The sequence below is a fragment of the Tardiphaga sp. P4_G1 genome, assembly GCF_056401215.1.
Genome location: NZ_JBFUJU010000011.1, coordinates 96,051 through 118,216, shown reverse-complemented (window position 1 = coordinate 118,216; position 22,166 = coordinate 96,051). Strand labels below are relative to the sequence as shown.

19 protein-coding genes are annotated in these 22,166 nt (G+C 62.6%); 8 read left to right on the top strand and 11 right to left on the bottom strand.

From position 1 onward, the window contains the following. Positions 1-12: 12 nt before the first annotated feature. Positions 13-984, bottom strand: coding sequence for an AraC family transcriptional regulator (locus tag AC1DUY_RS24650; protein ID WP_478117771.1), 972 nt, complete (start codon positions 982-984; stop codon positions 13-15). Positions 985-1,260: 276 nt separating this feature from the next. Here AC1DUY_RS24650 and AC1DUY_RS24645 point away from each other — a divergent pair, with 276 nt between their 5' ends. The 4 genes from AC1DUY_RS24645 (at position 1,261) to AC1DUY_RS24630 (ending at position 5,488) form a co-directional block, all read left to right on the top strand. Further along, the gene (locus tag AC1DUY_RS24645; protein WP_478117769.1) at positions 1,261-2,106 is read left to right on the top strand and encodes an outer membrane protein; all 846 of its coding nucleotides are present in this window, start codon (positions 1,261-1,263) and stop codon (positions 2,104-2,106) included. Positions 2,107-2,285: 179 nt separating this feature from the next. Then, positions 2,286-2,765 (top strand): MarR family winged helix-turn-helix transcriptional regulator, encoded by a 480-nt coding sequence (locus AC1DUY_RS24640; RefSeq protein ID WP_093759716.1) that lies wholly within the window; start codon positions 2,286-2,288, stop codon positions 2,763-2,765. Then, entirely contained in the window at positions 2,758-3,912 is a 1,155-nt protein-coding gene (locus tag AC1DUY_RS24635) for an HlyD family secretion protein (protein WP_478117767.1), read from the top strand. Before AC1DUY_RS24640 ends, AC1DUY_RS24635 begins: the two co-directional genes overlap by 8 nt. A 4-nt stretch (positions 3,913-3,916) precedes the next feature. Then, positions 3,917-5,488 carry a DHA2 family efflux MFS transporter permease subunit gene (locus tag AC1DUY_RS24630; RefSeq protein ID WP_439079244.1) on the top strand — a complete coding sequence of 524 codons (1,572 nt, stop codon included), beginning with the start codon at positions 3,917-3,919 and terminating at the stop codon, positions 5,486-5,488. Positions 5,489-5,693: 205 nt separating this feature from the next. On the opposite strand, the gene pcaG is transcribed toward AC1DUY_RS24630, so the two are convergent. From pcaG to pcaF, 3 genes are read right to left on the bottom strand one after another with little or no spacing between them, the layout of a single operon-like run. Further along, entirely contained in the window at positions 5,694-6,275 is a 582-nt protein-coding gene (gene pcaG / locus AC1DUY_RS24625; RefSeq protein WP_441228539.1) for a protocatechuate 3,4-dioxygenase subunit alpha, read from the bottom strand. Continuing rightward, positions 6,275-6,976 carry a protocatechuate 3,4-dioxygenase subunit beta gene (gene pcaH / locus AC1DUY_RS24620; RefSeq protein ID WP_068732948.1) on the bottom strand — a complete coding sequence of 234 codons (702 nt, stop codon included), beginning with the start codon at positions 6,974-6,976 and terminating at the stop codon, positions 6,275-6,277. Before pcaH ends, pcaG begins: the two co-directional genes overlap by 1 nt. Before the next feature lie 60 nt (positions 6,977-7,036). Next, positions 7,037-8,245, bottom strand: a complete 1,209-nt coding sequence (gene pcaF, locus AC1DUY_RS24615; RefSeq protein ID WP_093759700.1) for a 3-oxoadipyl-CoA thiolase — start codon at positions 8,243-8,245, stop codon at positions 7,037-7,039. A 232-nt stretch (positions 8,246-8,477) separates the two neighbouring features. Between pcaF and mutS the strand changes: the two genes are divergently transcribed. Further along, positions 8,478-11,201 carry a DNA mismatch repair protein MutS gene (gene mutS / locus AC1DUY_RS24610; protein ID WP_478117763.1) on the top strand — a complete coding sequence of 908 codons (2,724 nt, stop codon included), beginning with the start codon at positions 8,478-8,480 and terminating at the stop codon, positions 11,199-11,201. Positions 11,202-11,301: 100 nt separating this feature from the next. On the opposite strand, the gene AC1DUY_RS24605 is transcribed toward mutS, so the two are convergent. From AC1DUY_RS24605 to AC1DUY_RS24585, 5 genes are all read right to left on the bottom strand, one after another. After that, the gene (locus AC1DUY_RS24605; protein WP_478117761.1) at positions 11,302-12,099 is read right to left on the bottom strand and encodes a hypothetical protein; all 798 of its coding nucleotides are present in this window, start codon (positions 12,097-12,099) and stop codon (positions 11,302-11,304) included. Positions 12,100-12,160: 61 nt separating this feature from the next. Then, the gene (locus tag AC1DUY_RS24600) at positions 12,161-12,670 is read right to left on the bottom strand and encodes an OsmC family protein (RefSeq protein WP_093759694.1); all 510 of its coding nucleotides are present in this window, start codon (positions 12,668-12,670) and stop codon (positions 12,161-12,163) included. 57 nt (positions 12,671-12,727) lie between these two features. Then, positions 12,728-13,507, bottom strand: coding sequence for an ABC transporter ATP-binding protein (locus tag AC1DUY_RS24595; protein ID WP_441228542.1), 780 nt, complete (start codon positions 13,505-13,507; stop codon positions 12,728-12,730). Further along, on the bottom strand, positions 13,507-14,355 hold the full coding sequence (locus tag AC1DUY_RS24590; RefSeq protein ID WP_478117758.1) for an ABC transporter permease: 849 nt from the start codon (positions 14,353-14,355) through the stop codon (positions 13,507-13,509). Before AC1DUY_RS24590 ends, AC1DUY_RS24595 begins: the two co-directional genes overlap by 1 nt. A 95-nt stretch (positions 14,356-14,450) precedes the next feature. Beyond that, a complete protein-coding gene (locus AC1DUY_RS24585; protein ID WP_478117756.1) occupies positions 14,451-15,425 on the bottom strand; it encodes an aliphatic sulfonate ABC transporter substrate-binding protein in 975 nt (324 codons plus the stop codon). A 271-nt stretch (positions 15,426-15,696) separates the two neighbouring features. On the opposite strand from AC1DUY_RS24585, the gene AC1DUY_RS24580 reads away from it, so the two are divergent. Next, the gene (locus AC1DUY_RS24580; RefSeq protein WP_184513274.1) at positions 15,697-18,492 is read left to right on the top strand and encodes a [protein-PII] uridylyltransferase; all 2,796 of its coding nucleotides are present in this window, start codon (positions 15,697-15,699) and stop codon (positions 18,490-18,492) included. Here AC1DUY_RS24580 and AC1DUY_RS24575 read toward each other — a convergent pair. Together AC1DUY_RS24575 and phaR are read right to left on the bottom strand one after the other, a co-directional pair. Beyond that, entirely contained in the window at positions 18,489-19,013 is a 525-nt protein-coding gene (locus AC1DUY_RS24575; RefSeq protein WP_439057075.1) for a methylated-DNA--[protein]-cysteine S-methyltransferase, read from the bottom strand. The two genes, AC1DUY_RS24580 and AC1DUY_RS24575, sit on opposite strands and share 4 nt — an antisense overlap. Positions 19,014-19,101: 88 nt before the next feature. After that, entirely contained in the window at positions 19,102-19,701 is a 600-nt protein-coding gene (gene phaR / locus AC1DUY_RS24570; RefSeq protein WP_089262652.1) for a polyhydroxyalkanoate synthesis repressor PhaR, read from the bottom strand. Positions 19,702-20,009: 308 nt separating this feature from the next. On the opposite strand from phaR, the gene AC1DUY_RS24565 reads away from it, so the two are divergent. Next, a complete protein-coding gene (locus AC1DUY_RS24565; protein ID WP_089262650.1) occupies positions 20,010-21,188 on the top strand; it encodes an acetyl-CoA C-acetyltransferase in 1,179 nt (392 codons plus the stop codon). A gap of 183 nt (positions 21,189-21,371) precedes the next feature. Next, entirely contained in the window at positions 21,372-22,097 is a 726-nt protein-coding gene (gene phbB / locus AC1DUY_RS24560; RefSeq protein ID WP_184513276.1) for an acetoacetyl-CoA reductase, read from the top strand. Positions 22,098-22,166 lie beyond the last annotated feature (69 nt).

Genomic DNA, 22,166 nt, shown 5'->3' with positions numbered 1-22,166 from the left:
ATACCGGGCCGATCAGGTGGAGCTTTTACGCTCCCGGCGCAGATCCGATGGCGAGGTGGCATATCGGCGCCGGAATGTCCGGTTGAAATACGACAAATCGTTGAAGCCGGCCTCGTCCGCGATCTTCCCGATCCGCTCATCGGCCCGCAATGGGTCGAGTAGCAATGCATGAGCAAGGGCCAGACGCCGTTCGAGCAAATATTCCGACAGGCTGAGGCCGTGTTCGCGAAACAGCTTGCGGACATAATCAGGCGAGATTTTCTGAGCCGCCGCCAGCGTTTCGGCCGAGAGGTCGTGATTTCCGAGGCCTGCTTCGATGGCTGCCTTGATCGCCTGCAAGCGCAGCATGCGGGTGCTGGAAGGTGGAGATGTCTCGGAGCGGTTCTCGCAACCGATTGTCAGAAGTGCGATCAGGCTACACAGATCGGCCACGACATGATGCTGAAGATGGGTGGGGGCGGACCCGTCGAGGTCGATTGCTTCCTGACAATGCGCCATCAATAGCCGCAACGTCTGAGCCTCCAGGAGGACAGGTCGCATGAGCCAGGCGCCGAGATTGGGCACCTTGATCGACAGTGCAGCACGGTCGATCTGAACGATCAGATGCTGCGTCTCACAAGATGACGTATGCCAACCGGCGTCCTTGGTTGTCATCAAGACGGCATGGTCCTGCTCGATGATTTCTTCGCGGCCATGCTGCGATGCGCGGGCACGACCTTTCAGAACGACTGCAAACACAACATCGTCGGGCGACGACGCAGTCGCAGCATCCGGCATGCGATCGTTCGCCGGAAATCCCGTGCCGATAAAAACAATCGCGCCCGGCAACCTGTGCAAAGCAGTATCGGCCGAAAACGGGGAGTCCGTCGGAAGAGGGGATTCGACGTTGAATGTCAGGCGCCCGAATTGAAGCTGCGGCGTCAGATTTTCGGAGGTCGCCTCGATCGAGGAATCGGGCGCTTCGGGACCGGGCCTTGAAGTCACGAGGATCAGTCCTGCAAGCATTGAACTATATCTTGGTCGTGCCAGTACGGATCGCGTTCATATTCATCGCGTTGCTGCGTCTTTGGGCGGTTTCTCTTTTGATAGTTCGCGATGCGTCATGTGGCTTGAACGCAACAAGCAGAACGAATTGCGGTGCCAGTCTCGCCCAGTCCTGCCGCGTCGCGTCCGTTCCAAGTCGCTGATGTCTCATTCAACTACACATCATCGAAGCAGGGCCTTGGGCCTGCCTTCGTTGATCTGTTGCTGAGGAGACTGATGGTGAAACGTAGCGTATTGGCCGCTGCAGGCCTCGCCATCATGGCGTTTTCGTCGACCGCGGGCGCTGCGGATCTGTCGCCCCGCATGTATACCAAGGCGCCGGTTCTGGTGGACCCCGGCATCAACTGGACCGGATTTTATGTCGGCCTCAACGGCGGCTACAGTTGGGGCAAGGGCGACGCCACTTTCCTGCCAGGCACCGCCTTTGCGTCGCCGGTCAAGCAGGATGTCAATGGCGGCCTGGGCGGCGGCCAGATCGGCTACAACTGGCAGCTCGATCGCACATGGGTCGTCGGTCTCGAAGCCGATATCCAGGGGACCGGTGAACGTGGCAGTGCGAACTCTCCGGTGAGTTCGCTGCGGACCACTTTGCCTGGCGGTGACTTCAATCTGCTCGCACTGACCTCGGCAAACAGCTCATGGAGCTTCCCGTGGTTTGCGACCTTCCGCGGCCGCGTCGGCCTGCTGGCAACGCCGGATCTGCTGCTCTACGGCACCGGCGGTCTGGTTGTCGGTGAGGTCAAGTATTCGACACAGACGACAGTAACGGGCCAGATCTTCGGGCCGGGCTCTGCTGGCACGACACCGGCCAGCGCCGCCGTGACGATTCCCGGCACGCTGCTGTCGGAATCGCAGACCCGTGTCGGCTGGACCCTGGGCGCCGGTCTGGAAAAGAAGTTCGGCACCAACTGGTCGGCCAAGCTCGAATATCTGTATCTCGATCTGGGCTCGGCGACCTATTTCGGAGGGACGGCCAACCAGACCTCGGTAGGCTTCCATGACCACGTCTTCCGCGCCGGCATCAATTACGCCTTCAGCCCTGCGGTCGTGGCCAAATACTGATCCTTTCGATCCTCCTGACGACCTCAAGCCCGGCCTCGTGCCGGGCTTTTTGCTGTGTCGCCCATTTGTGGGAGGTTCGGAGATCTAGCCATGCGCTAGTCGCGGGGCTGCGTCGTATCGTCCACCGATGCGCTATTCATAAGCTTGCTTATAATAAGCTAAGTTTACGGAGCGCCTCCATGTCCTGCCAGCCTGACACCGGCACCGATTTCCTGTCCGCTTTGTTCGAGACTCAGCGCATGTTGCGGCTGCTGGCCGACAAGGAAGCGCGCCAGTTCGGCATGACCCGCGCCCAATGGGCGGTGCTCGCCAAGGTCGAGCGCAATGAGGGGCAAAAACAGACCGATCTCGCCGACGCCATGGAAATGGCGCCGATCAGCCTGACGCGGCTGATCGACAAGCTCTGCGACAGCGGCCTGATCGAACGCCGCAATGATGACACCGACCGCCGCATCAAGCGCCTCTATCTCACCGAGGCCGCGCGCCCGCTGACGGCAAAGCTGGCGGTGCTGCGCGGCAACCTGATGCAGGTCGCGTTCGGCGGCGTGAGCGAGGCCGACATGCACCAGCTGGTCGCGCATCTGGAAACCATCAAAGACAATATCCGCGCTGCGCTGAGCCCCGCAGCCACAAAGACCAAGGAACAAGTCTATGGCTGAGCCCGTGCTGAAATTTCCCGACAAGGATGCGTCCGAGGGCGGATCCGATGGCGCCGCGACCACGCAGCGTCAGGGCGCGAAAGGTTTCCTGAAGCGCTATCGGCGAACGTTGCTGCTGGTCGTACTGCCTGCCATCGTTCTTGTTGGCGGCGTCGCCTTCTATCTGTCGGGCGGTCGCTATGTCGGCACTGACGATGCCTATGTCGGTGCGCAGAAGGTGCTGATCACGCCGGATATCTCCGGCAAGGTCGACAAGGTCGTGGTGCGCGAAGGCCAGCATGTCAAAGAAGGCGACGTGCTGTTCGAGATCGATCCGGTGCCGTTCCGGCTGGCGCTCGACGATGCCAGGGCCAAGCTCGCCCAGGCCAAGACCACCTATGACAACCTCGTCAGCAATGTGAAGATCTACGGCCAGATGCAGGATCTGGCACAGCAGGGCGTCGACTTCAAACAGCGCGACGTCGAACGCAAGTCGACCCTGGTCAAGAGCAATTTCGGCTCGCAGCTCGATCTCGACAATGCGGCGACGGCGGCGGTGACCGCGAAAGCGCAGCTCGAACTCCTGAGGCAGCAGCTCGCGACCTCGATGAACCAGTTGCTCGGCAATCCCGACCTGCCGTTGGCTCAGTTCCCGCCTTACGCGCAGGCGCAGTCGGCGCTCGATCAGGCGCAGCGCAATCTCGACCACACCGTGCTGAAGGCGCCGATCTCCGGCGTCGCGACGCAGGTCGATAACATCCAGCTCGGCCGCTTCGCGATGGCCGGCACGCCGATCCTCACGGTGATCGACGACAACAGGCCATGGGTCGATGCCAATCTGAAGGAATCTGATTTCACTTACATCGCCGTCGGCCAGACCGTGGAGATCGATGTCGATGCGTTCCCGAACCATGCCTTCAAGGGCACTGTCGGTTCGCTGAGCCCTGGCACCGGCGCGCAATTCGCGATCCTGCCGCCGCAGAATGCCACGGGTAATTTCGTCAAGGTCGTGCAGCGCGTGCCGGTGCGGATCTATCTCGACTATAACGATCCGTTCGTGAAACGGCTGAAGGCCGGCATGAGCACTTACACGACCATCGACACCGAACACCATCGTTCGCTGGCGGGCCTGCTCGGCCTGTCATCGGCCAAGGCTGCTCAGGACTGATCCCATGAGCACGTCGGCGCCATCTCCCAGTGCGGTCCCCGGCTTTCGCCGGAACATGGTGACGATCTGCGCCATGACCGCGACTATCATGCAGGCGCTCGACACCACGATTGCGAACGTTGCGTTGCCCTATATGCAGGGCACGCTGTCGGCGTCGCAGGATCAGGTCAACTGGGTGCTGACCTCCTATATCGTTGCCGCGGCGATCATGACTGCGCCCGTCGGCTGGATCGCCAACCGGTTCGGTCGCAAGAAGATCTTCATCGTCTGTTCGGCGGGCTTCACGGTCGCCTCGGTGCTGTGCGGCCTCGCGCAGGACATCAACCAGATGGTCGGCTTTCGCCTGTTGCAGGGCGTTTTCGGCGCGGCACTCGTGCCGCTGTCGCAGGCGGTGATGCTCGACAGCTACGCGCTGCATGAGCGCGCCAAGGCGATGTCGATCTGGGGCATGGGCGTGATGCTCGGCCCGATCATGGGGCCTTCATTGGGCGCGTGGCTGACTGAAACTTACTCCTGGCACTGGGTGTTCTTCGTCAATCTGCCCTTCGGCATCGTCACGGTGTTTGGCCTGCTGGCCTTCATGGACGAGACCAAGACCAATGCAGACCTGAAATTCGACTGGTTCGGTTTCGGCGCGCTGGCCATCGGTATCGGTGCGATGCAGCTCGCACTTGACCGCGGCGAGCAGCTCGGGTGGCTCGAATCCAATGAAATCGTCATCGAGGCGATCGTTTCGATCATCGGCTTCTATTATTTCTTCGCGCATTCCTTCACGACCTCGAAGCCGTTCATCCAGTTCGCCATCTTCAAGGACAAGAATTTTGTCGGCGGCTGCGTGTTCATGGCCGTCATGGGGCTGGTGCTGTATTCGACCATGGCACTGTCGTCGCCCTATCTGCAGAACGTGATCGGCTATCCGATCCTCACGGCGGGGCTATTACTGGCGACGCGCGGCTCCGGCACCTTCGTGGCGATGATGCTGGTCGGGCGCATCATGAAATATGTCGAGGCGCGTACACTGATCATGGTGGGAATGGCACTGATGTCGGTGTCGCTGTTCTTTACGTCGATGTGGACCGACCAGACCGGCGTGCCGGAGATCGTGATCGTCTCCATCGCGCAGGGATTTGGCCTTGGTCTCGTCTTCGTGCCGCTGTCCACCGTGGCGTTCCTGACGCTGCCAAATCATCTGCGCACCGACGGCACCTCGATGCTCACGCTGCTGCGCAATGTCGCGAGTTCGATCGGCATCTCCATCGTGATCGCGCAGCTCACCTCAAACACCCGTATGGCCCATGCGGTGCTGGTCGAGCACATCACGCCGTTCAGCAATGCGCTGCAGATGCCCAATGTGACCAGCGCGATCAACCTCGCCACCGACAGCGGCCGCGCCATGATGGACGCCATCGTCACGCTGCAGGCCACGATCATCGCCTTCGGGCTGGATTATCAGATGGTGATGCTGGTGACGCTCTGCGCGATTCCGATGGCGCTGATCATCGGCTCGTCCAAGGCGACCTTGCGCGCGCAAGCGGCGAAGCCGGGTGCGGATGAGCATCCGGCGGTGATGGAATAATTAAAGCGGAGACGCTGATGGTTTCCCTCCCTCAAGTCCAGCGAAGCTGGACGCAGTGGGGAGGGTCGGCCGATAGGCCGGGGTGGGGTCTCTCCCCAAGCGAGGACGCCGTGTGTGGCTCCCCACCCGTCTCGACCGCTTCGCGGTCGATCCACCCTCCCCACCTGCGCGGCTGCGCCGCTTTGGGGGAGGGATAAGAGAGACATCACACGTCGAAGAACACCGTCTCGTTGGCCCCTTGCAGGTGGATATCAAACCGATACACGCCAGGGGCCGTCTTCTTCGCGATGATCGTCGCGCGGCGGTCGGCCGGGACGAGGTTCATCACCGCATCATCAGCCGTCGCGGCTTCGTCCTCGAAATAGATACGCGTCATCGACTGCATGGTCATGCCGCGGCCAAACACGGCCATCACGATATGCGGCGCCTGCGGCTTGCCATCAATGCCGGGCACGCTGCCGGGTTTGACGGTGTCGAACGAATATTCGCCGGCATCGGTGGTGCCGGAGCGACCGAAACCCCTGAAGCTCGAATTCGGCAGCCCGCGGGTATCCTGCGGATCGGCGAAGCGGCCCTGCGCGTCGGCCTGCCAGATTTCCAGCACGGCGTCGGGCACCACCTTGCCGTCGCCGTCATAGATCACGCCTTCGATGCGGATCTTGTCGCCGGTGACGTCGGATGTCAGCAGGTTGCTGGTGAAGGCGTCGTTCCAGGCGTATTTGCCGTTCGGTGTCAGGCCGTAGGCATAGAACGGACCGACGGTCTGCGACGGGGTAATTCCGGGCATCAGTGATTCTCCGTCGGGGTGGCGTTGCGGCCGCGCAGCACGATGTTGAAACGATAGGCCAGCGCCCAGCCAGGCTCGGTGACGTCGAGGTCGAAATCCGACACCATGCGCAGGCGCGCCTTTTCGTCTGTGACCGAGTTGAAGATCGGGTCGAACGGGAACAGCGGATCGTTCGGGAAATACATCTGCGTCACGAGGCGCGAGACGAAGGAGTGGCCGAACACTGAGAAGTGGATGTGCGCAGGGCGCCACGCATTGTGGTGATTGCCCCACGGATAGGCACCGGGCTTGATCGTGACGAATTTGTAGTTGCCCGCGGCGTCGGTGACGGTGCGGCCGGCGCCGGTAAAATTCGGATCAAGCGGGGCAGGATGCTGGTCCCAGACATGCACATAGCGGCCGCAGGCATTGGCCTGCCACAGTTCGACCAGCGTGTTCGGCACGCCGCGGCCATCCTCGTCCATCACCGTGCCGTGCACGATGATGCGTTCGCCGAGCGGCTCGCCGGCATGCATGGTGGTGAGGTCATGATCGCCGGGGCGCACCGTCTCGTGGCCGTAGACCGGTCCTGTCGTTTCCGACAGCGTGTGCGGCATCAGGATGCGCTGCTTCTGTGGCGCGCGCTTGATGGTGCTCTTGTAGCCAGGTGAGAGGCGCGGCGCGTGCGCCGCATTGCTCTCGACGGGATAGATTAGCGTCATGCTGGTTTTCCCTTTTTGGCCGCCGCGGATTCCGCGGCGGCAGTCTTGAAAACGTCGTTGTTAGTTCAGTTTCTCGATCGCCATGGCGACGCCCTGGCCGACGCCGACGCACATGGTGGCCAGCGCGAGCTTGCCGCCGCGCTTCTCCATGCCGTGCACGGCCGTCATCGCCAGGCGCGCGCCGCTCATGCCGAGCGGATGGCCGAGTGCGATGGCGCCGCCATGCGGATTAACGAAGTCAGCGTCTTCCTTGACGCCGAGCTGGCGCAGCACCGCGATGCCCTGCGACGCGAAGGCCTCGTTGAGCTCGATCAGATCGAAATCGCTGATCTTCAGACCAAGGCGTTCCATCAGCTTCTTGGTCGCCGGCACGGGGCCGATGCCCATGATGCGCGGCGCGACGCCGCCCGAGGCGAGGCCGAGAATGCGGGCGCGGGCCTTGAGGCCGTGCTTCTCGACCGCAGCACCCGAGGCGAGGATCATGGCGCAGGCGCCGTCATTGACGCCCGAGGCGTTACCGGCGGTGACCGTGCCATCCTTGCGGACAATCGGGCGCAGCTTGGCGAGGCCTTCCAGCGTGGTTTCGGGGCGCGGATGCTCGTCCTTGTCGACGGCGATCGGGCCGGCCTTGCCGCCGGGCACCATCACCGGGATGATTTCTTCGGCGAAATAGCCCGAAGCGATCGCCTTTCCGGCGTTCTGCTGCGAGCGGATCGCAAAGGCATCCTGGTCGGCGCGCGAGATCTGGAAATCCTGCGCGACGTTCTCGCCGGTCTCCGGCATAGCGTCGACGCCGTACTTTTCGCGCATCAAGGGGTTGATGAAGCGCCAGCCGATGGTGGTGTCGAAGATTTCCGCCGAGCGGGAGAAGGCTTCGGTAGCCTTGCCCTGCACGAATGGCGCGCGGGTCATGGATTCGACGCCGCCGGCAATGGCGAAATCGATTTCACCGGCGCGGATGGCACGGGCGCCGGCGCCAACGGCATCGAGGCCGGAGGCGCAAAGACGGTTCAGTGTGGCGCCGGGAACGGAATCCGGCAGGCCGGCCAGCAGCGCGGCCATGCGGGCGACGTTGCGGTTGTCTTCACCGGCCTGGTTGGCGCAGCCGAAATAGACTTCCTCGACGGCAGCCCAATCCACACCGGGATTGCGGTCCATCAGAGCTCTAATGGGGGCGGCGGCGAGGTCGTCGGCGCGAACTTTGGCAAGGGAGCCGCCGAAACGGCCGATGGGGGTGCGGACGGCGTCGCAAATGAAGACATCGCTCATCAATTCTCTCCCTGGAGACTGCATCCGCGCTCGATTGCCGGATTTTCGCGGTGGTTTTAAGAACCCCCGCTGACCCGGTCAAATGCTGCTGCTGGATGGCAGCGTTGTCCTTGGAATTGCGGATATGAGATCGCAGTTGACTTGTCAACTGCCTCTCCGCGGTGGGGAAAACTACGGTTTGCGACAGCCGCGGGTGGGATCGGCGGAGCAAAATTTGCTAGCGTCCGGCGCCATGACGATCCAGCAGCCCATTACCGCCCCAGAACCCGCTCCCCGCGTGGATGACACCGCAAAAGTGTCTCCCATGATGGAACAGTACCTTGAGATAAAGGCCGCCAATCCCGGCCTCTTGCTGTTCTACCGGATGGGCGATTTCTACGAGATCTTCTTCGAGGATGCGGAGGTTGCCTCGCGCGCCCTGGGCATCGTGCTGACCAAACGCGGCAAGCATCAGGGCATGGATATCCCGATGTGCGGCGTGCCGGTGGTTCGCGCCGATGATTATCTGCACCGCCTGATCTCGCTCGGCATCCGTGTCGCCGTCTGCGAACAGATGGAGGATCCGGCCGAGGCGAAGAAGCGCGGCGGCAAGAGCGTGGTTCGCCGCGACGTCGTGCGCGTGGTTACGCCGGGCACGCTGACCGAAGAAAACCTGCTCGACGCGCGGGCCAATAATTATCTGCTGGCGATTGCGCGCAGCAAGGGCTCAAGCGGTGCGGATCGCATCGGTCTGGCCTGGATCGATATTTCGACTGCCGAATTCATTGTCACCGAATGTGCGACAGGCGAACTCGGCGCGACGCTGGCGCGGATCAATCCGAACGAGGTGCTGGTTACGGATGCGCTCTACAGCGATCCTGATCTCAGCCAGTTGCTGCGCGAATTGCCGGCGGTGACGCCGCTGACCCGTGACGTGTTCGATGGTGCCACCGCCGAGCGCCGGCTGTGCGATTACTTTGCCGTCGCCACCATGGACGGCCTCAGCGCCATGTCGCGGCTGGAAGCGACCGCTGCGGCGGCGTGCGTCACCTATGTCGAGCGCACGCAAGTCGGCAAACGCGTGCCGCTGTCGCCGCCGACCCACGAAGCGGTCGGCACCACCATGGCCATCGATCCGGCGACCCGCGCCAATCTCGAACTGACGCGCACGCTATCAGGCGAGCGCAAGGGCTCGCTGCTGGATGCGATCGACTGCACCGTCACCGCCGCCGGTTCGCGCCTGCTGGCGCAGCGCCTCGCCGCGCCGCTTACCGATGAAGTGGCGATCGGCCGCCGGCTCGATGCGGTCACGAGTTTCGTATCCGACAGCGGGCTGCGCGACGATCTGCGCTCGGCCCTGAAGTCTGCGCCTGACATGTCGCGCGCACTGGCGCGGCTTTCGGTCGGCCGCGGCGGTCCGCGTGATCTCGCCTGTCTGCGTGATGGTGTGCTTGCCGCCGATCAGGTGCTGGATCGCCTCGGCGCCATCGACAACCTGCCGGCGGATATCACCGCGGCGATGGCCGGCCTGCGCCGTCCGTCGCGCGAGCTCGCGGCGACCTTTGCGCGGGCGCTGGCCGACGATCTTCCGCTGCTGAAGCGCGATGGTGGTTTCGTGCGCGAAGGCTTCGAAGCTGCGCTCGACGAGACCCGAAATCTGCGCGACGCCTCGCGTCTCGTGGTCGCCGCGATGCAGGCGCGCTATGCCGATGACACCGGCGTGAAGGGCCTCAAGATCCGTCACAACAATGTGCTCGGCTATTTCGTCGAAGTCACCGCGCAGCATGGCGACAAGTTGATGCAGGCCCCGCTGAACGCGACCTTCATCCATCGCCAGACACTGGCAGGGCAGGTGCGCTTTACCACGTCCGAACTCGGCGAGATCGAGGCCAAGATCGCCAATGCCGGCGACCGTGCGCTCGGGCTCGAGCTCGAAATCTTCGAACGGCTGTCGGCGATGGTCGCCGAGGCGTCGGAAGATCTGCGCGCTGCGGCGCATGCTTTCGCGCTGCTCGATGTCGCAACGGCTTTGGCGAAGCTGGCGGTCGATGACAACTACGTCCGCCCCGAAGTCGACAACTCGCTGTTATTCGCCATCGAGGGCGGCCGGCATCCGGTGGTCGAACAGGCGCTGCGCCGCGACGGCCAGCCGTTCATCGCCAATGCCAGCGATCTGTCGCCCGGGCCGGGGCAGAAGTCCGGCCAGATCTGGCTGATCACTGGTCCGAACATGGCCGGTAAGTCGACCTTCCTGCGCCAGAACGCATTGATCGCGCTGCTCGCGCAAATAGGCAGTTTCGTGCCGGCCTCGCGCGCCCGCATCGGCATTGTCGACAGGCTCTTTTCGCGCGTCGGCGCTGCGGATGATCTCGCGCGCGGGCGTTCGACCTTCATGGTCGAGATGGTCGAGGCCGCCGTCATTCTCAATCAGGCCACCGAACGTGCGCTGGTGATCCTGGATGAAATCGGCCGCGGCACTGCGACCTTCGACGGTCTATCGATCGCCTGGGCCGCGATCGAGCATCTGCATGAGAGCAATCGCTGCCGCGCACTGTTCGCGACCCATTATCACGAGCTCACGGCGCTCTCCGCTAAACTGCCGCGGTTGTTCAATGCCACGGTGCGGGTCAAGGAATGGCACGGCGACGTGGTGTTCCTGCACGAGGTGCTGCCGGGCTCGGCGGATCGCTCCTATGGCATTCAGGTGGCTAAGCTCGCGGGCCTGCCGCCGGCGGTAATCGCGCGCGCGAAGTCGGTGCTGGCCAAGCTTGAAGCGCAGGATCGCGGCCAGAGCGCCAAGGCGCTGATGGATGACCTGCCGCTGTTCGCGATCACAGCGCGTGCACCGGTCGAGGCGGCTCCTCCGTCGGAGGCGGAATTGCTGATGGACGCCGTGAAGGCGCTGCATCCCGACGAGATGTCGCCAAGGGAGGCGCTGGATGCGCTCTATGCGCTGAAGGCGAAACTGCCGAAGTAACATTCTCCATCGTCATGCCCGGCCTTGTGCCGGGCATCCACGCCTTCGATCGGCGAAGACAGACGTGGATGGCCGGGACAAGCCCGGCCATGACGGCGTTTCAAATGAAGCGCGCGCGCCTGCGTCCCCACGACCACAGGCCGAGATTCCACACCACGCAAGTCGCCAGCGCGAGGCTCAGGGCGACCACCGAGCCGAAGCGCGTGGCGGTGACATGCATCACGGCCACCGCGATACCGAAACCCATCAGGCCCCAGCCACCATTGGCGATCACGGCGGCGGTGGGCGGGCCACCGATCCGCGGATGCAGGATCAGCATCAGGCTGGTGAAGACCACGGGATAAAGTGCGAGAATGCCGCTGCCGGTCGGGCCGATGGTCGAGGACAGCGTCACCACGGTGGCGACCAGCGTTGCGACGAGAGCAGCACGCAGCGGGATGTCGTACCAGCGCCTGGTGATGAGCGGCATCCTCGCATGGCGAAACCGCGCCATCAGCGGCAGGCAGATGCCGAAGGCCACGACATTGGCCGCGATGCCGCCAAGCAAAGTCCATTCGAACTGCCGCACCAGCAGGGCGAGGGCGAACCACACCAGCACAGCGGTGCCGAGGCTGACGATCACGTTGTGGCGTTGCGCCAGCAGCACGTAAGTCAATCCGAGAAACATCGTTGCGCCATTGATCGGCAGGCTGGCCAATGCACCTTGCGCGATGAAAGCGGCGTCATGATCGAGCGCGAGAAAGACGTAGGACGGTCCCGCCGAGATCGGCAGCGTCGCTACCAACGCGCCGATCACCGGGCCGGATCGTTCGGTGATGATGGAGGCCGTGATCACGAAGGCGGCGGTGATCGCCATGCGCAGAGTGAGCGTCAGGAGGAAAGCAAGTTCGGGGGACATGGCAGCCTGACGAGAGGAGGTGCTTGGCCTCCTCTTTCTTGGTGAGAGTCGTCTGGCCTGCTTACACCCTGTTGAGGGACACCGAAACCTTCGGGCCATGTTTGATGGTCTGGTAGACCACGCAATAACGCTCGGTCAGTTTCAGCAGCAGATCGAGCTTGTCCTGCGGCGCGTCGGTGGCGACGTCGAAGCGCAGGCGGATTTCGGCGAAGCCGACCGGGGCTTCCTTGTCGACGCCGAGCGTGCCGCGGAAATCGAGATCGCCCTCGGCTGTCACATTGCCGGACTTCAAGGGAATTTCGACCGCGGTGGCCACCGACTTCAGCGTCACGCCGGCGCAGGCCACCAATGCTTCCAGCAGCATGTCGCCCGAACAGAGTTCGAGACCCGAGCCGCCCGTTGCGGGGTGCAGGCCGGCAGCGGCGATTTGCCGGCCGGTCTCGACTTTGCAGGCGATGCCGTCACTGTCGATCGAGCCCTTGGCCTTCAGCGTGATGAAGGCAGCCTTGGGATCGGTCTTGTAGAGCTCCTTGATGGGGGCCTGGGTGGCGCGAAGCGCGGCGGCGTCCATGATATCTCTCCCTGAGATTTTGTTAGTTGCAGCTTTTATTAGCTCGCGGTGCTGTTGTCACCACCACGCGCCGACGGTCTCGGCGGGAGCGCTATCGGGCACGTCACGATCCAGCGATCGATCCAGTGCGGTAAGCACGCGGCGCTTCACCGCGTCGAACAGCGGCGATGCGCGGTCGCGGGGACGCGCAAGGCCGACATCGATCTCGGCGAACAGCCGACCCGGCCGCGGACGCATCACCAGCACGCGGTCCGCCAGCACAACGGCTTCGTCGACATCATGGGTGACAAGGACCAGCGTCGGCCGCGTGTCGGCCCACAGATCAAGCAGATGATCCTGCAGGTCGCGGCGCGTGAAGGCGTCGAGCGCGGAGAACGGCTCATCCAGCAACAGCACCTCCGGCTGCGGTACCAATGCGCGGGCAATGGCCACGCGTTGCGCCTGCCCGCCGGATAGTTCGCGCGGCCATGCCTGTGCTTTATCCGACAGGCCGACGCGCGCCAGGGCCTGTGCGACTTTCTCGCGGCGTGCGGCGACAGGAAGCTCGGACAGTCCGAAGCCGATATTGTCGGCGACGGTCAGCCACGGCAGCAACCGCGGTTCCTGGAAGATGATGCCGATTTTCTCATGCGGCGCGCTGATATCGATATTGTCGATGCGGATGCTGCCGGTCGAGGCGCGATCGAGCCCGGCAACGGCGCGCAACAGTGTCGATTTTCCGCAGCCGGAGCCACCGATGATGGCGACGATCTCGCCCTGCGGGATTTGCGCGGTGAAGCGCTCCAGCGCATGGACGCCGTTGGGATAGGTCTTGCCGACCTTGTCGAGGGCAAGCATCAGGTCTCTCCACCCGGTCGGAACGCATCCTGCCAGCGCAGCAGTGGTGTGGTGATCAATTCGATCAGCCAGTCGGTGGTCTTGCCGAGCAGCGCGAAGATGGTGATTGCGGCGAGGATTTGCGCGGGCTTGCCGAGCTGCTGGCCGTCGATGAGGAGATAGCCGAGCCCTTCGGAGGCGCCCATGAATTCGGCCGCGACCACGAACATCCAGCCGAGCCCGAGGCCGACGCGCAGCGCGACCACATAGGCGGGCAGAACCGCAGGCAGCAGGATCCGGCGGATCATGGTGGGGCCGGAAAGGCGGAAGGTGCGGCCGACCTCGACGATCTTGCGATCGACCGAGAGGATCGCGCCCAACACGCCGAGATAGACCGGAAAGAACACGCCGACGGCAATCAGCGCGACCTTCGAGGTCTCGAAAATGCCGAGCCACAGGATGAACAGCGGCACCCAGGCGATCGACGGGATGGCGCGCAGCGCCTGCACGGTGGGATCGAGCAGTCGCCGCGCGATTCCCCAATAGCCGGAGATAGCGCCGAGCAGCGTGCCGGCGATAACGCCGAGCCCAAAGCCTGCGCCGACGCGCATGAGCGTGGTGGTGATGTGACGCCAGAGTTCGCCGCTTCGGGCGAGCTCCATGATGGTGGCGAAGACGCGCGACGGCGGCGGTACCAGCCGGCCGTTCGACCAGCCGGACCAGACGGCCAGCTCCCATGCCAGCGCGAGTGTCAGGGGCAATACGACGCCCAGCGCCGGCCGCGCGAAACGCTGCCAGCGTTTGTTGGATACAGATGTCGCGCGCGTTTCCGTCGCGTCGAGCGCAGTCGTGTCGAGCGTCATGGCCATAGCTGAAGCGCGTCTCGATTTGGTTTGCAAGATACTCAAAAGCTTCACCCTCCCTTTGCAGGGAGGGTGAAGGGCGGCTTCGCAGATGCGGGACGTCAGCTCTTTGGCAGCGGCACCTGATCGTCGATCAGTGCATCCACCGTCGCCTTCACATCGACCTTGGCGTCGATGACGCCGGCTTGCTGCAATGCGAGACCGGCGGCGAGGATGGACTCGCGCTGCGATGCGCCAATGCGGCTGTGGGTCAGTTCGGTGCGTTCCTTGAGCTGCTTGTCGACCACGGCGTCGGGCAGTTTGGTGACGCCGATGAAGGCCTTCTTCAGCTCGGGATAATTCTCCAGCGAATATTTGCGGGCTTCCTCATAGACCGCGAGCACGCGACGCGCGGCATCCGGATAGTCCTTCAGGAACTGTTCTCGCACATTGAGGATGCCCCAGGTGTTGGCGTCCGGCTTGCGGAAGAACAGCTTGGCGCCGTCTTCAACCTCGGCCTGCGCCATCATCGGATCGAGTCCGGCCCATGCATCAACGTCGCCGCGGATCAGCGCGGCCTTGCCGTCGGCATGCTGCAGCAGAACTGGCGTGATGTCCTTGTCGGTCAGGCCGGCGCCGAGCAAAGCGCGGACCAGAAAAATGTGGGGATCGGTGCCGCGGGTCACCGCGACCCGCTTGCCCTTGAGATCGGCGACGGAGGCGATCTTGGAGTCCTTGCCGGTCACCAGCGCCGTCCATTCCGGACGCGAATAGACGTAGACCGACTTGATCGGGTTGCCGTTGATCTTCGCCACCAGCGCAGCGGAGCCCGCGGTCGAGCCGAAATCGATGGACCCCGCATTGAGGAATTCGAGCGCCTTGTTGGAGCCGGCCGACTGTACCCAGGTGATCTTCACGCCGTCCTTGGCGAATTCCTTCTCCAAGAGGTCGTTCTGCTTGAGGATGATCGAGACCGGATTGTAGGTCGCCCAGTCGAGCCGGATTTCCTTGAGCGGTTCGGCCGCGAAGCTAGCTCCGGGCAGCAGTGCAGCCGCAGCAATCAGACCGGCGACAGCGCGCCGTGACATCGTGAACATTCTGGTCTCTCCCTGATGAACTGTCGAAACGTGAGGTTCGAAGGCGACTTGCATCCTGCGGGCGTCATGGCACCATGCTGGGGTCGCTCTCTGTGCGAAAACGTGCTTTAATTTCAATTAGTTATGGCGTTTCGTCAACGAGAAGATATGAGGCGCCAAGGTCACCGCCGCGAGAACGTTGTTGCCCGGATTGCGCAAAAGGCAGCATGGACTAGCTGTGGGGCTACAATCACCGTGACAGCGCTTGCGCCGTCCGATATCCGGGTTGTTCATGGACAGCGTTGCTACACAAGACAGACCGACGACCGAAACCGACTTCGACACGACGCGGATTACCGCCGAGATCGATGCGCTTGCAGCGCAGCATCGCGGCAAGAACGATTTGTTTCGTGCCGCGGTCGCCAAGCTGCTGAAGGCGGAACTGCTCAAGGCCAGTGAAGCCGCCGAGGCCGTGTTGCTGAAGGACCGCCACGGCCGACGCTGTGCCGAGCAGCTCTGCCACGTGCAGGATGAAATCATCCGCATGCTGTTCGCCGCGGCGACGAAGCATCTGTATCATTCGCCAATCCCGTCTGGTGCCGAACGGATGGCGGTGGTCTCCACCGGTGGCTATGGCCGTGGGCTGATGGCGCCGGAATCCGACATCGATCTGCTGTTCATCCTGCCCTACAAGCAGACCGCCTGGGGCGAGCAGGTCGCCGAAGTCATTCTGTATTGCCTGTGGGACATGGGCCTGAAGGTCGGCCACGCTACGCGTTCGGTGGATGAATCGATCCGCCAGGCGCGCGGCGACATGACGATCCGCACCGCGATCCTGGAAACGCGCTTCCTCACCGGCGATCAGGCTCTCTACGACGAACTGGTCACGCGCTTCGATGCCGAAGTGGTGCAGGGCACCGCCGCAGAATTCGTCACTGCCAAGCTCGCCGAACGCGAGGAGCGCCATCGCCGCGGCGGCCAGTCGCGCTATCTGGTCGAGCCCAACGTCAAGGACGGCAAGGGCGGCCTGCGCGACCTGCACACTGTGTTCTGGATCGCGAAATACGTCTATCGGGTGCGCGACAGCAAGGAGCTGGTGGCGCGGGGCGTGTTCGATCCGCAGGAATACCGCACCTTCAAGCGTTGCGAAGACTTCCTGTGGTCGGTTCGCTGCAATATCCACTTCCTGACCAAACGGCCGGAAGAGCGGCTGTCCTTCGACCTGCAGCGCGAGATTGCGGTTCGTCTCGGCTATACCTCGCATCCTGGTATGCAGGACGTCGAGCGCTTCATGAAGCACTATTTCCTGATTGCCAAGGAAGTCGGCGATCTCACCGCGATCCTGTGCGCCAAGCTCGAAGACCAGCAGGCCAAGCCGGCGCCGGCGCTGACGCGCATGATGGCCAAGCTGCGGCCCGAGATGCATCGCCGCCGGCTGCCGGACAGCGATGCGTTCATCATCGACAACAACCGTATCAACCTTGCTGCGCCTGACGTGTTCAAGGAAGACCCGATCAACCTGATTCGGTTCTTCCGGTTGGCGCAGAAGCACAATCTGGCCTTCCATCCCGATGCGATGCGGACCGCGACGCGCTCGCTCCGGCTGATCACGCCGGAGATACGCGAGAACGCCGAAGCTAATGCGCTGTTCATGGAGATCCTGACCTCGGACAATGCCGAGATCGTGCTGCGGCGGATGAACGAGACCGGCGTACTCGGTCATTTCATTCGTGCCTTCGGCCGCATCGTGTCGATGATGCAGTTCAACATGTATCATCACTATACGGTGGATGAGCATCTGCTGCGGTGTGTCGGCATCCTTCAGGAGATCGAGCGCGGCGGGAATGACGAGTTCGTTGTCGCCAGCGATCTGATGCGTAAGATCCGCCCGGAACATCGGGCGGTGATCTATATCACGGTGTTGCTGCATGACATCGCCAAGGGGCGTCCGGAGGATCACTCCATCGCTGGCGCCAAGGTGGCGCGGCGGCTATGCCCGCGGCTCGGATTCAACGCCGCCGACACCGATCTCGTGGCATGGTTGATCGAGGAACATCTGACCATGTCCACGGTGGCGCAGTCGCGCGACCTGTCGGATAGCAAGACCATTGAGAATTTCGCGGCGGTCGTGCAGTCGGTCGAGCAGATGAAGCTGCTGACGATTCTCACCACCGCGGATATCCGCGGCGTCGGTCCCGGCGTCTGGAACGGCTGGAAAGCGCAGTTGATCCGGACGCTGTATTACGAGACCGAGCCGGTGCTCACCGGCGGCTTCTCCGAGGTCAATCGCGCGCAGCGCATCGCGTCGGCACAGGCCGAATTCCGCCGTGCCTTCACCGAGTGGCCCGAGCAGGATCTCAACGCCTATATTTTGCGGCACTATCCGGCCTACTGGCTCAAGGTCGAGCTCGATCGCAAAATTCGCCACGCGCGCTTCCTGCGGGCATCGGAAGAGGCCGGGCACAAGCTCGCGATCAATGTCGGGTTCGATGAAGCCCGCGGCGTCACCGAGCTCACGATTCTGGCCGTCGACCATCCCTGGTTGCTGTCGATCATCGCCGGCGCATGCGCCGCAGCCGGTGCCAATATCGTCGACGCGCAGATCTACACCACGACCGATGGCCGCGCGCTGGACACCATCGCGATCTCCCGGGAATACGATCGCGATGACGACGAAGGCCGCCGTGCAACACGGATCGGCGACATGATCGAGGACGTGCTCGAAGGCAAGGTGCGGCTGCCGGAAACCGTGGCCAAGCGCGCCTCGACCAAGGGCAAGATCAGGGCCTTCACGGTGGAGCCGGAAGTTATCGTCAATAACCAGTGGTCAGATCGCTACACCGTGATCGAGGTCTCCGGCCTCGACAGGCCGGGTCTGTTGTATCAACTGACCACGGCGATCTCGAAGCTCAACCTCAACATCGCTTCGGCGCATGTCGCGACCTTCGGCGAGCGCGCGCGAGACGTGTTCTACGTCACCGATTTGCTTGGAGCGCAGATCAATGCCCCGACGCGTCAGGCTGCGATCAAGCGCGCGTTGATCCATCTGCTGGCAAACGGCGATATCGCGGAGAAGCCGGCGGCTTAGGACGCCACCACGACACCCTCATGCTCTAGCAGCCAGCGTTTGCGCGCGATGCCGCCGCCATAGCCGGTGAGCGAACCGTTGGCGCCGATCAGGCGGTGGCAGGGCACGACGACACTCAGGGGATTGGCGCCATTGGCATGGCCGACCGCGCGCATTGCATTGGGCACGCCGAGTTGCGCGGCCAGCGTGCCGTAGCTGAGTGTGCTGCCTGCAGGGATTTTTCGCAGTGCCGTCCAGATGCGGTTCTGAAACGGCGTGCCGGGGATGTGGCAGGTGATGCCATCGAGCTGGTCGAGGTCGCCGTCGAAATAGCGTGAGAGTGCACTGCGGATCTCGGATGGTGCCGAGTTCTCGGTCAGTTCGACCGTCCCATAGTAACGACGCAGCAAAGTCAGCAAGCGCTCTTCGTAATCGATCCAGTCGAGTGCGCAGAGTGCGCCACCGTGGTTCGTCACCAGCAGCGCGATGCCGATCGGGGTGTCGAGCCGGTCGAGAGTGAGTGGGGTGGGTTGCTTCGCCATGGCGATGTTGCGCTCATCAAATGGAAACGCCGACCGTAGGTGTAGCTACGGCCGGCGTCATTCCGATTTCCGATAAGTGAGCCGCGAATTATTCCGGCTTCGGCTCGTGCGACATGCGCTCGAGGCGTTCCTGCATTTCCTTCATCTGGCGACGCAGGTCATCCATGGTGTCGGCAGGCTCAGCGGTCGGCTCCGGCGCCTTTTCCGGCTCCGGCGACGCAGCGCCACCGCGCGGCGGCACGAACGGCTTGAACATCGCGAAGGTCTGCTGAAACAATTCCATGTTGCGACGAACGGTTTCCTCAAGTGGCGCGAACGGCGTCATGCTGAACGTGTTCGTCATCTGCTTGCGGAATTTCTCCTGCTCGCGCGTCAGGCTGTCGATGGACTGCTCGAGATACTTCGGCACCACCATCTGCATGCTGTCGCCATAGAAGCGGATCAACTGGCGCAGGAAAGTGGTTGGCAGGAGATTCTGGCCAGCCTTGTTTTCCTGTTCGAAGATGATCTGGGCCAGCACCGAGCGGGTAATATCGTCGCCGGTCTTGGCGTCATAGACGAGAAAATCCTCGCCGTCCTTCACCATCGCAGCGAGATCTTCAAGCGTCACGTAAGTGCTTGTTCCGGTATTATAAAGCCGGCGGTTCGCATATTTTTTGATTGTCGTGGGTTGATCTGATTTCGCCATGGGGGCTCACACATACGGACCGAGGACAGGGAACCTTACGGCAGCGCGCCATAAGGTTGTCGAACAACGCAATGCAATAAAGTAAGCACTTTCAAAGGGGCTCGGCTACCGTTTTGTGCGTCACGGTTAAAATGGCAGCAGTCTTGTGCTATGCAAAGCGACATCCGTGCCATTTTGCGTGCGTTGCGGCCGTAATTTGGCGTCTGACCAATTGACAGTCCGACCCTCAGTTAACAGGATAGTTTGCAACGCGGCCCCCGCCATCCTGGCTCTGACCGTCGAAAAAACCTCAACAACAGGAGATGTCCATGTCAGACGATGTCGTCATCGTCAGCGCTGCCCGCACACCCGTCGGCAGCTTCAACGGCGCTTTCGCGACCATGCCGGCGCATGATCTCGGCGCCATTGCCATCAAGGCGGCGCTTGAGCGCGGCAAGATTGATCCGGCCCGCGTCTCCGAAGTCATCATGGGACAGATCCTCACTGCTGCGCAGGGCCAGAACCCCGCGCGTCAGGCCTCGATTGCTGCCGGCCTGCCGGTGGAAACCTCGGCTTGGGGCGTCAACATGCTGTGCGGCTCGGGCCTACGCACCGTCGCGCTCGGCTATCAGGCGCTGCTCAATGGTGATTCGGAAATCGTCGTTGCCGGCGGTCAGGAATCCATGAGCATGGCCCCGCATGCGCAATATCTGCGCGGCGGCGTGAAAATGGGACCGGTGGAATTCGTCGACACCATGATCAAGGACGGTCTGTGGGATGCCTTCAACGGCTATCACATGGGTAACACCGCCGAGAACGTGGCTAAGCAGTACCAGATCACGCGCCAGCAGCAGGACGAGTTCGCTGTTGCATCGCAGCAGAAAGCGGAAGCTGCGCAGAAGGCCGGCAAGTTCAAGGACGAGATCGTTCCGGTCACCATCAAGGGCCGCAAGGGCGACGTCATCGTCAGCGATGACGAATATCCGCGCCACGGCGCCACCATCGAGGCCATGGCCAAGCTGCGCCCGGCCTTCGAGAAGGACGGTACCGTCACCGCCGGCAGTGCATCGGGCATCAATGACGGCGCTGCCGCCGTGGTGCTGATGACCGCCAAGCAGGCCGCCAAGGAAGGCCTCAAGCCGCTCGCCCGCATCGTGTCGTGGGGCCAGGCCGGCGTTGATCCGAAGATCATGGGCACTGGCCCGATCCCGGCATCGCGCGCCGCGCTGAAGAAGGCCGGCTGGACCATTAACGATCTCGACCTGATCGAAGCCAATGAAGCTTTTGCTGCGCAGGCTTGCGCCGTGAACAAAGATCTCGGCTGGGATACGTCGAAGGTTAACGTCAACGGTGGCGCGATCGCGATCGGTCATCCGGTGGGTGCATCCGGTGCGCGTGTTCTCGTCACGCTGTTGCACGAGATGGAAAAGCGCGACGCGAAGAAAGGCCTTGCCACGCTGTGCATCGGCGGCGGCATGGGCATCGCGATGTGCATCGCACGCGACTAATCCTTACGCGTCGCGTGCCGAAAACATCGGCTCGCGCGTGCACTGCACACACTGCTACAACAAAATGCCCGGCGCTTTGCGTCGGGCATTTTCGCTTGATGGTCCAATTCTGCTTGATGTTCAGCGTATCGCCAGATTAATTCGAAGCTATAACTACAAAAGAGATTGGTGGAGGGATCGATCATGGCGCGCGTTGCATTGGTGACCGGGGGAACACGAGGGATAGGCGCCGCGATCAGCAAGGCGTTGAAGACTGCGGGCTACAAGGTCGCGGCAAGCTATGCCGGTAACGATACGGCCGCCGAGAAATTCAGAAGCGAGACCGGCATTCCCGTTTTCAAATGGGACGTCAGTTCCTTCGAGGCCAGCGCCGAGGGTGTGAAGAAGGTCGAGGCCGAACTCGGACCGGTCGATGTGCTGGTCAACAATGCCGGCATCACGATGGACGGCGCGTTCCACAAAATGACGCCCGATCAGTGGAACAAGGTGGTCAACACCAATCTCGGCTCGCTGTTCAATGTCACGCGTCAGGTGATCGAAGGCATGCGCTCGCGCAAGTTCGGACGTGTCATCAACATTTCATCGATCAACGGGCAGAAGGGGCAGTTCGGTCAGGTCAACTATTCCGCGGCCAAAGCTGGCGACATCGGCTTCACCAAGGCGCTGGCGCTGGAGAATGCCAAGCTTGGTATCACGGTGAATGTGATCTGCCCCGGCTACATCAACACCGAAATGGTGCAGGCGGTGCCGAAGGACGTGCTCGAGAAGAACATCCTGCCGCAGATCCCGGTCAATCGCCTCGGCGAGCCCGAGGAAATCGCGCGCGCCGTCGTGTTCCTGGCGGCTGAAGAGTCCGGCTTCGTGACTGGGTCGACGATGACCATCAACGGCGGGCAATATCACGCCTGAGCGGACGCGGTTTCCGCTGACCTCATCCTAGGAGCCCGCCCTTGCGGGCGTCTCGAAGGATGTGCGACA